Genomic DNA, 12,197 nt, shown 5'->3' with positions numbered 1-12,197 from the left:
TGTTATCCACCGGACCCGCACCAAAAAGCCCCTGCCACCTGGGTTTATTCCCAAGTAGCAGGGGCTTTCGATCGCGGCAAACGCAATAGGCGCCGCTTGCACCGCCGGCATCCACTACTTCTTGTGGCCCTTGCGGTAGCCCGTCACGTGCATAAGCGCCAGCAGCTTGCCGTTCTGGTCGGTCATCTCCACCTCGTAGCGCATGGTGCGGCGCGTGGCCGACACGCAATGGCAGCGCGCGTACACCGTGTCGCCCAGCTGCGCCGACGCGATGAAGTCGATCTGCGAATTCAGCGTCACAATCTCGTTCTTGATGTAATGGCACGCCGCGCCGAACGAGTAGTCACCCAGCGTGAAATAGCACCCGCCCATGGGGATGCCGATGCCGTTTAAGAACGACTCATCGATGGTCATGGTGGCGGTGGCGCTGTCTTCGCCCAGCTCAACCACCTTCATACCGTTTTTCGCGGCGAACCTGTCGCTGGTGCAATACGGATCTTTTTCATCCTCGAATGCCATGGTCCCTCCTTGGCTTGAACCTCGCATGCCGGTCGCAAACCCCGCGCCGACAATCCCTGCAACCCATGCTAACACTCACCGTCCGCCAACGCCCCGCAATTCGCGCCCCGCAACCCCAGCCTGCTATTGAATTCGCCGATTCAATAGCGGCGTGCGGCTATAGCCAAATAACGGAGCGAGCCACCGTACCAAAATATTATGAAAACGTAATACTTTTGGCACCAGCAAAAGCGCGTTCAATTGGGTTGACAAGGCGTATTTCAGATTGGTCGGGTATTGTGCGCGCAAAGGCGCGGCAAACATACGGCAGGGTGCCATATTTCCACTGCCGCCGTGCGCGGGGGTGGATATAATAAGGCAGACTGTACCAACACGCGAAATCGTCCTCGTCACGGTGGCCGCCAGCGCGCCGGCGCGGGGATTAGGAGACCCCACATGGCGGAATTGCAAATCAAGCCGGGAACGAAGCTGCAGATGGCCTTCGACGTGCCCATGGGCCAGAAGACCGACTTCAACATGATGGCCACGTTCAAAGAGGCCATCGACGACGCATATTTCCTGGTCAGCGTCCCCATGCTTGCGGGCAAGCCGCTGCTTTTGGATGAGAACCAGAAGTTCCTCATGCAGTATTCCGTCGGCGACAACACGTTCATGATCGCCGGGTACCCCGAAGCGGTGGAGAAAGTGGGCATCCGCACGTTCTGGAAGATGCGCCAGGTGGCCGAGCAGCGCACGTTCTTCAAGCGCCGCGACGAACGTTTCAAGGTGTCCATGCGCCTTGAGTACCAGCGCGACAATGTGGACAACCCCGAGACCGAAGATGCCATGACCATCGACGTTTCCGCAGGTGGCGTGGCTATCTACCTGAACGATTACCCCGACGTCGGCGAGGCGCTGCAGGTGCAGATGCCCACCATCCGCCTGCAGGGCGAACGCCACGAGCTGCCCGTGCAGCTTGGCATCGTGTGCTGGGTGCGCCAGGCGCCGAAGGGCAGCCTGTACCGCAACGTGTGCGGCCTGCAGTTCCGCTACGCCGACGACATCGAGCGCGAAACGGTGAAAGAGTACATGGAATACGTCCGCGCGAAGTACAAGATGTAGCCCATGGCCATACTGAAGCGAAAGAACACGGCGAAGAACTTGCCCGCTGACCAGGCGGAACAGCTCGGTGCACCCATCGTGCCCGAAGCGCAGCCCGCGCAGCCTGCGGAGGCCGCACCCGCTGCCCCCGACGTGCCCGTACCCACCGGCGTGAAGCCCGCCGCGCGCCCCACGCTTGAGGGCGAGGCCGCCCGCGAGCAGGGTAAACGCGGCCAGTCGCGCCGCGAAAGGCGGGCCGCCAAGCGCGCCGACAAGCGCGCGGCCAAAGGCGTCGTGCGCATCCAAGACCTGGAAGACCTCATCGAACGCGAGGGCATCGAGAACATCGACCCCGAAACCGCCGTGTCCATGTACCTGCCGAAACGTCGCATGCATCGCATCGGCGCGGCGCTTCTGCGCATGGACAAGCTGCAGAAGGCCCTCATCGCGCTGGCGTTGCTGTTCGGCCTGCTGTTCGCTCTGTCGTTCATGCAGGAGAACATGGGCAACTTTACCATCAACCTCAACCGCCTGGAGCTGTTCCGCTATGGCGTGGCCATCGACGAGGACCCCAACTTCGGCCAGGCCACCGCGCGCCTGCAGGCGCAGGCTGTGACGAACGGAACGAACATCGCGACGGAAGATCTGCCCGATGACCTGGACCAAATCGACGGTAGCCACAACGGCAAGAACTACGTGGCGTACACGTTCTACATCCGAAACGCCGGTAAGGTCGATCTGAACTACAGCTGCAACGTACGCGTGGTGTCGGCGTCGAAGGGCGTGGAGAAGGCCGCGCGCGTGAAGATCTGGAAGAACGGCGAGCCGACGGTGTACGCCGCGGCTGCGGCCGACGGCAACCCCGAGCCGGGCTGTGTCAACTTCGAGTCTGACAAGATTGTGTGCAACATCCCGGAAGAGAACTTCCAGGTGGGAAATGTGGACAAGTACACGGTGGTCATCTGGCTCGACGGTGACGATCCCGAATGCGTCGACGACATCGTCGGCGGCGCGGTGGAGTTCGCCATGGACTTCGAAACGCTCGACGAGGACAACTCGGGCCTGGTGGTGAAGTTCGTGCGCGACATCGTCGACACGCTCACGGGCAACGACCCTATCAGCGCCTCGGGCAACGACGCGCCCGACTACTACAAAGACCACGACGTAACCTGGGATAACCGCCGCAACCAAGAAAACTCCCCCGCAGCATAGCGAGGGGCGAGGGCGCCGATACGACGCCCTTGTTTAAGTCGCGGAATCATGGCGGTTGGCGAATAGCATTGTGCCTGTTCATCTGCGGGATTGAAATTGCGAAGGCTGTCGGTTCCCACGTTTCCAAAAGTGTCGATACCGGTGAAAATACACGATTCCAAGGGTATGAAAGTCTCTGAGATTGCACGATTCCAAAGATTTGCGGGCGTGGATTGATTGTCTAACGTCAGATGTCGGACGCCCTGCCTGCTTGCGTTGCAAGATGCGGCTGCGATGTGTGATGGCGCGACGTCATGTTCGCGGTAGCGAACGCAGGTGGTGTGGGGGAGTGCAAAAAACTTGCAAAATGTTGTGGTTTGAGCGGGCAAGTGCGGCAAAGTTAGCGCGAATCACAGCGCTTGCATGGTATATTACAGGGCGGTTAAGTAGGGGGGTGACATCCCTCTGCAGCGGAGCGCGGGCATATCCCTTGCTCCGAGTACGGAAAGGGAAAGAGAAAGGGTCCGCCATGGAAACCAAGGCACTAAAGAAACAGATGGGTGCCGCCATCGCCATGGTGCTGGTAGCGGCCATAGCCCTAGCCGCCAGCACATACGCATGGTTTGTAAGCAATAACACGGTCAAGGCTACGACCGCTTCGGTAAGTGCTCAATCTAATGCTCCGTTTTTGAAGATTGCCGCCAAGGGTGCGGCGCTCACAGACACGAGCGCTACGCAGACGGCTGGCAAAGACGCGAAGACTGATTTGTATCCTGTTCAGTGGAACGATGAGGTTGCTGCCAATTCGTACACGTGGGAGTCTGCGTATGCTTCAAAGGCTAATGCATCTACTATGCTGCAGGGTTCTCGCTTTGCGGTAGCATCCGCTAACGTTGGAGACTATACGCTGGTGCAGTCTTTTGACATTGGAACCACTGACGCGAATGCGGGCTCCTTTAAGGATCTGAAGGTTTCGGGCGTTACTGTTAACGCTGGCAATATTGCTGACCAGACCGGCAACAATCTTAAAGACGCAATGTGCGTGTTGGTCAAATGCGGTGACTACTGGACTGTTTGGAATGCAAACGGCGAATTGAAAGCTGGCAGCACTGATGTTGCGGCAAATGCTTATGGAGATGGGACTGTTGCTCCTAGCAATTTGACGAATAACGGTGCTCTGGCTGCCACCATTGCTGCTAATGCTAAGGTTACGGTTGATATTTACGTGTTTTACGATGGGTCTTACGAAACCGTCTTCACTGACAACCTTCCAAGCCTGAAGAACTGTGGCGTTACGGTTTCGTTTACTGCGACTCCCGTCAACACCGACGGCAATGAAGTTGACGTCACCAATGACGCTAATGCTACTGCTTAATCAGCATAGGCAATAGCGGACTCAACGCCCTCGCCAGAGATTGGCGGGGGCGTTTTGCTAGATGATATACTCACTTGATTGACGCATGCGAGTATATTTGCGGTTGCCTTTGATTTGGGTAAAATAGGATAAGGAGGTTATCTACTTATCCCATATAGCATTCTTGCTAACGTTTAGTTTTTTGAAGGGCTGTGAGTTATGTGGCGCATTAACAAACTGAAGATTCAGCTTGTTCAGGCTGCGGCATGCGTGATGCTTGCGGCTTTTGCTCTATGCGCTGCAACTTACGCCTGGTATGTTGCAAACAATACGGTTTCAGCAAAAACTTCTACTATTAGCGCTACGACCAATGGTTTCATTCTCCAGATTGCAACGCTTGACGAGGGCGCTCAGCATGGCGGTAATGATAAGTCGCTTGCTGCGTTTTCGGATGGTGCAACCTTGAGCCCTGCTTCTTCCAATGACTTATCAGATTGGTACATCTGCCAAGGCTGGAATAACCAAGGCTTGATTACGAGTTATGTTCAGCCGATCTTTGAGACTGGTCCAAATGCCAAGCCTGGCAATTACAAAGTCGGCAACGATGATTACTATGCATTCATTCGTAGCGACTACATTGTCTACACCATTAATGAGACTGGTCTGGCTGATGTCTATCTTGATGCTAGTGACGGGGCTCCTATTGCCGTGACGGCGAAGAACGCAGATGGAACGGTAGGCAGTGCTTCTGAGACGATCACTGGCTCTATGCGTGTTGCCATTACAACGCAAGAGGTTGGTTCCGATGGCAAATCTGCAACCGGCCCAGAATCCTTGCGTGTGGTTTACGCTAACAACGATGAAACAGGCCAAGGCAACGATGCTCAAGGTAAGAATGGTTGGACTGCTATTTGGAAACGCGATGGCGGGGCCGTTCTCGATTATGCATCCTATAGGCATATCTTCGGTGGCAACTACATCGATGTGACGTTGGATTCCAACGGAGCTAAAACTTCCGGTAAAAATTGGGTAGCCACAAAGGATGGAGACGCCTATAAGGTTCCTGACAATTCCGAGGCCGTTGTAGCTCGTGTTGGTTACGATGGAATTGTCGTTCATGTTTACATTTGGATGGAGGGTACCGATTCCGATTGTGTAAACGGCAAGTCTATTGAAAACGATCCTTGTACCTATGATGTAACCGTAAAGCTTGCGGGCATAGCAGCTGCTTAATTCAGCGGCTGCCTTCCGCGAAGTTCCCGAATCGTTACCGAAAGCGGCTTGCCTTGGGGCGGGCCGCTTTCGTATGCTACAAGTGCACCAGCAAAGCCCGTCTCCTAGGCTGTCACACTTTAGAGTTGCGGGCGGCGCGGTGGTTGTTAGATTAGTGAGTCGGGTTGCCGCCCGGCTCGACTACTTCTTGCGCGTCATCCGGTTCTGTATATATCCATTAAATACGCGCTAGCAAAAATTGATGGGCGCAACCTGGTATTCTTTTATCACGTGGACATCTCTTGCTGACGGCGCGTTTTGTTACATCGTTGGCGATTGCTTTGGTGTCGGCAGCATCCGCGGATAATTCGGCAGGGGGTGAAGGTAATGGCGGAATCGCAAATCTTGCAGCTTACGCTTATGTGTCGCGACCACGAAGTGGCACGTTTTGCTTGGGATACCGGCAGGCAGGCGGTTGTGGGAAAGGTGCAGAAAATCTCGCCCCGCTACCTTCCGATTTGCTGCCTTGATCCGCAAGGTTCATTCGTGAAGTCTGGGCTGACCGCTTGGTTCAGAGATCGCGGTATCCCAGCGCTTCGCCCGATGGTCAAGGAACGACTGCAGCAGCTTGGCTACACCAGCGTGACGGAGATCATGGCGCGCGGTTTTGGCCTTTCGCTTTCCGACCAATATTGGCTTCGGCCGGAAGGATCTTCGGCCTCGTGGGACGAGATTAACTGCTTCACCAACGCGTTTCCGGAAGAATTCGGCGAGCTGATGCTTCCGCACGATGATTCTTCCATGCCCGATATCGTCAAGAAGCTGAGGTCATCGGACGCGCTTTTGAAGTTGTCTCCCGATGCGGCGCTGAACGGCAACTTGCCGAAGCGCTGGCGGATTGAGCCTGATGGAACGAAGGTGCTGGTCAAAGCGGGGCGTGCAAGCTGCCGATACCAGGAGCCGTTCAACGAGGTTGTCGCTACGGCTCTTTGCGCGCGGCTTATGGGCGCGCGCGAGTACGCTTCCTATGCGCTTGAAGACAACGGCTTTGCCAAGTGGGCGAGCGTGTGCCCGACCATGGTGGACGAGTTCAGCGAATTCGTGCCGGCGTTTCACATCCATGCGTCGTCGAAGGTGTCGAACGACCAGAGTCTGTTCGACTTCTACGTGAGTGCGTGTCGGGCGCACGGGCTGGATGTTTTGCAGGCGGTTGAGAAGATGCTGGTGGTTGACTACCTTACGGCGAATTTCGACCGGCATTGGAACAACTTCGGCATCATCGTCGACACCGAGACGCGTGAGTGGAAGGCCGCAGCGCCGATTTTCGACACGGGCGAGTCGTTTTGGTGCAACGTTGATACGGGGCAGCCGTTTCGTGGATATGTGAGCGAGAAGGCGGGGGCTGTGCGGCCGTTTGCGCGCGACATCGATAGTCAGCTGGAGCGTTTCTGCGTGGACATGAGCTGGTTTGATGCGCGGATGTTGGACGGATTTGCCGAAGAGGCGTGCGAGATTTTGCGCGGTAACCCATTCATTGCGAATGACTCCGGGCGCATCGATAAGCTGCACCAGGCGCTTTGCGCGCGTGTTGACCGCGTTGTTCGTCACGCTACGATGTTGCGTAAGGGTGTACGGTTGAGCGGCGAGCGCCTGTAGCGGGTTCGGCTCATCTGCGAATCCGAAGCCCCTTGAGGTCCAGCTTCGTAGCGTCGAGCGAAAGCGGCACCAAATCGAAAGCGCCGAAGGCGCGCCGCTCATTTATAAACGCGGCGACGAGTGTCTCCTGCTCCGCTTCGCTCGTCGCGTGCGGCCCTTCCACGAAGTTCCTAAAACGTTACCGAAAGCGGCTTGCCTTGGGGCGGGCCGCTTTCGTATACTGCAGGTACACCAGCAAAGCCCGTCTCTGCAGTGGGTTAGACTTTAGAGCTCGCGGGCGGCGCGGTGGATATGAATTATCGAGCCAGGCTGCAACCTGGCTCGACTACTTCTTCCGCCCCATCCGACACCGTTTATATGTCTCGATCAGTGCAAGCGCGAAGGCCAGCACCGTGGCTATATCAGCCATGCAGTCGAGAATTTCGTGGATTATATCCATAGGCGATCACTCCTCTCGCAAGAAGCGCCGCCCACGTTCGGACCTTGCTGGTGGAGTTCCTATTGTATTCGCTAGCAAGCTAGAGTTCGGGTAACGGCGCGGCAACGAATACAGCCGGCTTTGCGAATGACGCTGGGAGCGCCCACGAATAATTCAGTGCAAAAAACGCCGATCAGGTTGTCGATTTGCTTTCGCTCGAACTAGGTCAGGCTTTGCGGCCCGATTCCACGTTGATTTTTTTTCGATGAAGTGCAAATGGCCCCTGAAGTGGTTGCGCTGTCGAAGTACCTTGTGCAAGATGGGCGCTTCGATGTGGTTTTGTCGGGGTCTATGTTGGGATCGAAGCTGCGGTGGATACGCTCCATGCCGGTCGGATATCTGCGCATTTTGGACATGTTTCCGCTTTCGTTTGAGGAGTTTTGCTGGGCACAGGGCGTTCCCGATACGATTTTGAGCCAAGTTCGCACGTGCTATGAAGAGAAGATTCCGGTTGATGCACCGGTTCATGATGCGCTCATTCAGCTGTTTCGCCGGTATCTCGTGATCGGCGGAATGCCGGCAGCAGTGCAGAAAAGTATCACTGGCAAGCGCGATTTAGGCGCGGTCCGCGAAGTTCAGACGGATTTGGCTAGGCTATATCGCGAAGACATCGCAAAATATGCGGGAACGCGGTCGCCGCAGGTCAAGGCGATTTTCAAGAGATACCCGCTCAGCTTAGCAAGGAGAACAAACGGTTTCAACTCAAGGCGGTGGCGAAAGAGGCGAAGTACAATCGTTTCGCGAACGATTTCGCATGGCTGACCGCCGCCCGCGCTGCGCTGAAAGTCGACAATGTTTCCGACCCTCGGCCCATGTTGGCTCGCACCGCCGAGGTCAATCGGTTCAAGCTTTATAGCTCCGATGTGGGAATGCTTGTTGCTCAATACCCTGCTCAGACGGCGATGTCGGCGCTTATGGGGGAGCGGTCGGTGAATTTCGGCGCGGTGTACGAGAACTTTGTCGCGCAAGAGCTGGCTGCGGCGGGCGTTGAGCTGTACTACTATCACCATAGCAAGCGTGGCGAAGTGGATTTTCTGATGGAAAAGGCAACGGGCGGAATTTTGCCTATCGAGGTGAAGTCCGGCAAGGACTATAAGCTTCACACGGCGCTGAACACCCTTTTGGGGACCAGCGAATTCGGCATCTCGGAAGCGGTGGTGCTGACCGAAGCGAACGTGTCGTTACAAACGAGGTGCGGAAAGCGGTTAACGTATTTGCCGCTGTATATGGCTGGGTTCGTGGCGGCAGAAGGGTCGTCGGGCGAGTCATCGGTGAAGTTGCTGAATGAAATCGAGCTGCCGCCCATTGTGTGGCCCGAATAGCGGCTGGCTAGCACGCGCCGCACATGTTGGCCGGTGCGTGCCGGCCCCTGCGCGAAGTTCCCGAATCGTTGTCGAAAGCGGCTTGCCTCGGGTCTGGCCGCTTTCGAATACTGCAGGTACACCAGCAAGCCCGTCTCCTAGGCTGTCGCACTTCAGAGTCGCGGGCGGCGCGGTGGTTGTTAGGCTGTCGAGCCGGGTTGCCCCCGGCTCGACTATTTCCTGCGCGTCATCCGGATACGTTTATGCGCCTTGATCAGCGTTAGCACGAATGTCGACCGTTGCCTTACGCCTCGCGCAATATGTGAGATTTGCAAGCTGGATAATCGAAAAACTCCAGGTAGATGGTAAAATAAAAACGTACGTAAAAAATTCGGCAGCAAAGCGTTTCCCCAGGTGAGAAGCGCGGAAGCTGCAAGCGAAACGCGAAAGGACGGCATCTCGCCGCACGGGCGGGCAACCAAGATGACCAGCAAGCGCGAACAAAGCGAACTCGAGCCGAAAACGGCGGAGCAATACCGCCAAGCGGCCGACGCCCACGCGCAAACGCTCAAGGACTTCTGGAAGCGTTTCCTGGTAAGCGGCCTGTTCGTGATGGCAGCCATAATTATCATCCTCGCCAGCCTAGCCTGGTTTGTCAGCAACAACCAAGTAAAGGCCGAAACGGCAACCCTCAGCGCGAAGGGCGATCGTTTTGCGTTGACAGGTGTCTCGGGGGACGATACGCATCAAGGCGTGTATGACAATGTGGCTGCGTTTGGCACTAATGATTCCATGGCGGTTTCGGCAACCGTGAATCTGAACAATTACAACGGCGGCGAAGTTGGGCCTGGTGCTTCGGGCACCATCCAGTTCACCGTCACGCCTGTAGCCACCGACTTGGGAAACGTCCAGGTTAGCTTAGAGCGCGCGGTGCAGCTGCGGACAAGCGATAACTCTGTGGGGGAGGTTCAGAAGGATGGCACCCTCTGTGACCTATTCCGCGGGCACATCCTGTTCTTTGAGAAGAAGGATGGGGAAGGCGTGTTTCCGGGGAAGGATGCGAGCGGATACTACTCCAACCCCCTGATCTCCGATGTCCTGACCGTTGTGTCGTCCGAGTTTCAAGACGAAAGCGGCAAGACTACGAAGACTGTTACCCGCACGCTTTACTGGGCATGGCCGTCGCAGCTCCAGGCGTTCGTGCTGACTGGCAATGTGAATTACTACCAGAACCTGTTTGCTCCCGCCTCGGACACGACGGCGTTCGACAGCGCGGGCTATGCAACTCTGCAAGCCGATATCAACAAAAATCTCGGCTGCTACTACGCAGCCCTCGACAATCAGGGACGGTACTTCACGCCGAAAATGGTCCCCGAGGTTTCCCCAAGCATGTCCTCGAACAACATGGACACGTGCTCGCTGTACTACAACTACGCTGACGAGCAGCTTGGCTCTCAGGTCGAGTATTTCCAGCTGCGTTTCTCCGCGCAGGAGGTGAACAACTAGCAATGACCGATCGTCCGAACAACAGCTCGGAGCTCGAGGCCACGGCCCCGTCCGTCGCCGCGCAAGTCGACGCGCCGCAGGACGCCTCGGCTGCGGTGGCAAAAAGTCCCTGGTACGTCGACAAGCGCAAGCGGTTGATGGCTGCGCTTTCGCTTCTGGCTGTTATCGCCATCATCGTCTGCCTGACGTTCGGTTGGTTTGTTGCCGGTCAAAGCGCGTCAACAGTTGGAAAAGTGCAGGAGCCCAAACAGCTGCGCGTGCTCGGCCCGAATGCTACGGCCATCGAGCAAATCGACATGTCGTACACGTCCGACAACGTGGACCAGGACGGGAAGGTTACCCTGTACCGCCCGTTCTGCGTGAAAAGCGATGGCGGTCCGTTCGAGCTGCAGTTGGCGAACACCACGAATATCAGCGACTTGAATATCGAAGTGTATCGCGTTGCAGTGGGCCATACGGGGAGCGAGACGGTGTCTGGCACGGTTTTTGGACAGCCTTACTACTGGACGGCGGTGGGTAACCCGATTGAATTCGAGTTCATCAATCAAAGCGATTCGGGCATTGCCGCTAAGCCGCGAGATTCGAAAGACCCGACGTTTGGCGATTACGCGGGTAAGGAAAATTCGGGCGGCATCCAAGCCAATGCTGCACCGTTGTATCGCTATGCGCTTTTTGGGGGAACCTCAAGCAACAACCTCGATCAGAAGGAAGATGGCTCTGCCGCTGACGTCACGAACTTCATTCTGAAGCTTCAATGGACGGAAAGCCAGAAAGAGACCGACGTCCTGTATCTGATCGCTCGAGGGTCGGAAGCGGGAGCAACGTCGTAGAAAACCCACCATGCGCGCATATATCGCACAACGAGGATAGTGAAGGAGGTGTCGAACATGAGCAGCGCAGACAACGAAACGAAGGCCGAAGTGCAACCTATCAACGAGGCCGCGGCGAACGCTCCCGCGAAGGCGATGGCGAAGGTGCCCGCTGCACGCGCCGTGCGTAGGCATGCTAAGCGTGCGCTCGTGGCCGGCACCCTTGTTTTGTGCTTAGTGGCACTGGCAACGGGTATGCGCGTGACATACTCTGCCTTTATGGCTGGCGACTATTTAAAAGGTGTCGTCGTTACTAACGACACGCAAAGCCTGTTCGCCTCCGATCTGCTGTATTCGTATACCCAAGATCCTGAGGAGAACCCTGCCGAGCAATTGCTAGCGGTCGACCCTGATGCCTCGGGCAATTGTAGCTTCACGTTCAGCGTTTACAACTGCTTGCCCGCTGACCAAAACGTCGTCAACATGAAAGACGTAACCTATACGCTGTCCGTTGTTCTCCATAATTGGAGTGGCGATAATTGGACGATTTCTCGCAGTGAAGGCGTGCCGGAAGTTGGGCAGCCTTCAACGTTTTTGGGTGGCCGCGCGAAAATCGACACGTACACCATCACCTTCCCGAAACAAGCCTTAACGGAAAATGCGTACTTTACGGTGAAAGCAGCGGTTGACGTTCGGAACAGCCCGGGCACTACGCTCAATTGCCTTGCCGCTAAAATCATCCCGAATGAGCGCGTCGTTGTGCAGAGCGCTTCGGTCGAAGGCGCGTTCGTCGACAAGGACGCGAAGGATATGGACAGCAACGTCATCCCGTTCAGTAAGTATGACGCTTACAACTACCGCATCACTGTCACGGCTCAAGAGGCGCAAGTCGAACTGAGTTGGGACCCTACCAAGGTTGATTTGGACTACTTCTTCAATACGAGGTTCAGTGCTGTTGTTGACAAGCGGGCTGGTAAAGCGACGCTGACCCTGCAGCCTGGCGGAACCGTCGTGAATTTTTACCGTCATGGGGACGTGGTGCCAAGCGACTGGTCCGAATTGGGCATTTCGGTCAAGAAGGTTGATTAACC

At 56.2% G+C, this 12,197-nt stretch carries 10 protein-coding genes and 1 pseudogene; 10 read left to right on the top strand and 1 reads right to left on the bottom strand.

Annotated elements, in window-relative coordinates:
* Positions 1-114: 114 nt before the first annotated feature.
* Positions 115-519: a PaaI family thioesterase gene (locus ET524_RS08760; RefSeq protein ID WP_161566659.1), complete on the bottom strand. Its 405-nt coding sequence runs from the start codon at positions 517-519 to the stop codon at positions 115-117.
* A gap of 435 nt (positions 520-954) precedes the next feature.
* On the opposite strand from ET524_RS08760, the gene ET524_RS08755 reads away from it, so the two are divergent.
* The 10 genes and pseudogenes from ET524_RS08755 to ET524_RS08710 all read left to right on the top strand — a co-directional run bounded on the left by ET524_RS08755 (position 955) and on the right by ET524_RS08710 (position 12,195).
* Positions 955-1,620 (top strand): PilZ domain-containing protein, encoded by a 666-nt coding sequence (locus tag ET524_RS08755; protein WP_129425057.1) that lies wholly within the window; start codon positions 955-957, stop codon positions 1,618-1,620.
* A 3-nt stretch (positions 1,621-1,623) separates the two neighbouring features.
* Complete coding sequence (locus tag ET524_RS08750; RefSeq protein WP_129425055.1) at positions 1,624-2,811, top strand: hypothetical protein; 1,188 nt, start codon at positions 1,624-1,626, stop codon at positions 2,809-2,811.
* A gap of 508 nt (positions 2,812-3,319) precedes the next feature.
* Positions 3,320-4,165 (top strand): hypothetical protein, encoded by an 846-nt coding sequence (locus tag ET524_RS08745; RefSeq protein ID WP_129425053.1) that lies wholly within the window; start codon positions 3,320-3,322, stop codon positions 4,163-4,165.
* Positions 4,166-4,363: 198 nt separating this feature from the next.
* Positions 4,364-5,377, top strand: coding sequence for a hypothetical protein (locus ET524_RS08740; RefSeq protein ID WP_129425051.1), 1,014 nt, complete (start codon positions 4,364-4,366; stop codon positions 5,375-5,377).
* 582 nt (positions 5,378-5,959) lie between these two features.
* The gene (locus ET524_RS08735) at positions 5,960-7,012 is read left to right on the top strand and encodes a hypothetical protein (protein ID WP_161566658.1); all 1,053 of its coding nucleotides are present in this window, start codon (positions 5,960-5,962) and stop codon (positions 7,010-7,012) included.
* A gap of 685 nt (positions 7,013-7,697) precedes the next feature.
* Positions 7,698-8,252, top strand: a pseudogene (locus tag ET524_RS08730) (AAA family ATPase); the annotation flags it as partial.
* Positions 8,201-8,812: a DUF4143 domain-containing protein gene (locus tag ET524_RS08725; RefSeq protein ID WP_161566657.1), complete on the top strand. Its 612-nt coding sequence runs from the start codon at positions 8,201-8,203 to the stop codon at positions 8,810-8,812. The pseudogene ET524_RS08730 and the gene ET524_RS08725, both read left to right, overlap by 52 nt.
* Positions 8,813-9,205: 393 nt before the next feature.
* Positions 9,206-10,297 carry a hypothetical protein gene (locus ET524_RS08720; protein WP_129425043.1) on the top strand — a complete coding sequence of 364 codons (1,092 nt, stop codon included), beginning with the start codon at positions 9,206-9,208 and terminating at the stop codon, positions 10,295-10,297.
* 2 nt (positions 10,298-10,299) lie between these two features.
* On the top strand, positions 10,300-11,127 hold the full coding sequence (locus ET524_RS08715) for a hypothetical protein (RefSeq protein WP_129425041.1): 828 nt from the start codon (positions 10,300-10,302) through the stop codon (positions 11,125-11,127).
* Positions 11,128-11,217: 90 nt separating this feature from the next.
* The gene (locus tag ET524_RS08710; RefSeq protein WP_129425039.1) at positions 11,218-12,195 is read left to right on the top strand and encodes a hypothetical protein; all 978 of its coding nucleotides are present in this window, start codon (positions 11,218-11,220) and stop codon (positions 12,193-12,195) included.
* The last annotated feature ends 2 nt before the right edge of the window (positions 12,196-12,197 follow it).

The organism is Senegalimassilia faecalis (genome assembly GCF_004135645.1).
Lineage (GTDB): Bacteria > Actinomycetota > Coriobacteriia > Coriobacteriales > Eggerthellaceae > Senegalimassilia > Senegalimassilia faecalis.
The sequence above is the reverse complement of the archived record's forward strand: the minus strand, read 5'-3'. Positions and strand labels throughout refer to the sequence as shown.

Bases quoted from the DNA above. Each gene is read 5' to 3' on its own strand.
- ET524_RS08760 (WP_161566659.1), bottom strand. From the start codon at position 519: ATGGCATTCGAGGATGAAAAAGATCCGTATTGCACCAGCGACAGGTTC.
- ET524_RS08755 (WP_129425057.1), top strand. From the start codon at position 955: ATGGCGGAATTGCAAATCAAGCCGGGAACGAAGCTGCAGATGGCCTTC.
- ET524_RS08750 (WP_129425055.1), top strand. From the start codon at position 1,624: ATGGCCATACTGAAGCGAAAGAACACGGCGAAGAACTTGCCCGCTGAC.
- ET524_RS08745 (WP_129425053.1), top strand. From the start codon at position 3,320: ATGGAAACCAAGGCACTAAAGAAACAGATGGGTGCCGCCATCGCCATG.
- ET524_RS08740 (WP_129425051.1), top strand. From the start codon at position 4,364: ATGTGGCGCATTAACAAACTGAAGATTCAGCTTGTTCAGGCTGCGGCA.
- ET524_RS08735 (WP_161566658.1), top strand. From the start codon at position 5,960: ATGGTCAAGGAACGACTGCAGCAGCTTGGCTACACCAGCGTGACGGAG.
- ET524_RS08715 (WP_129425041.1), top strand. From the start codon at position 10,300: ATGACCGATCGTCCGAACAACAGCTCGGAGCTCGAGGCCACGGCCCCG.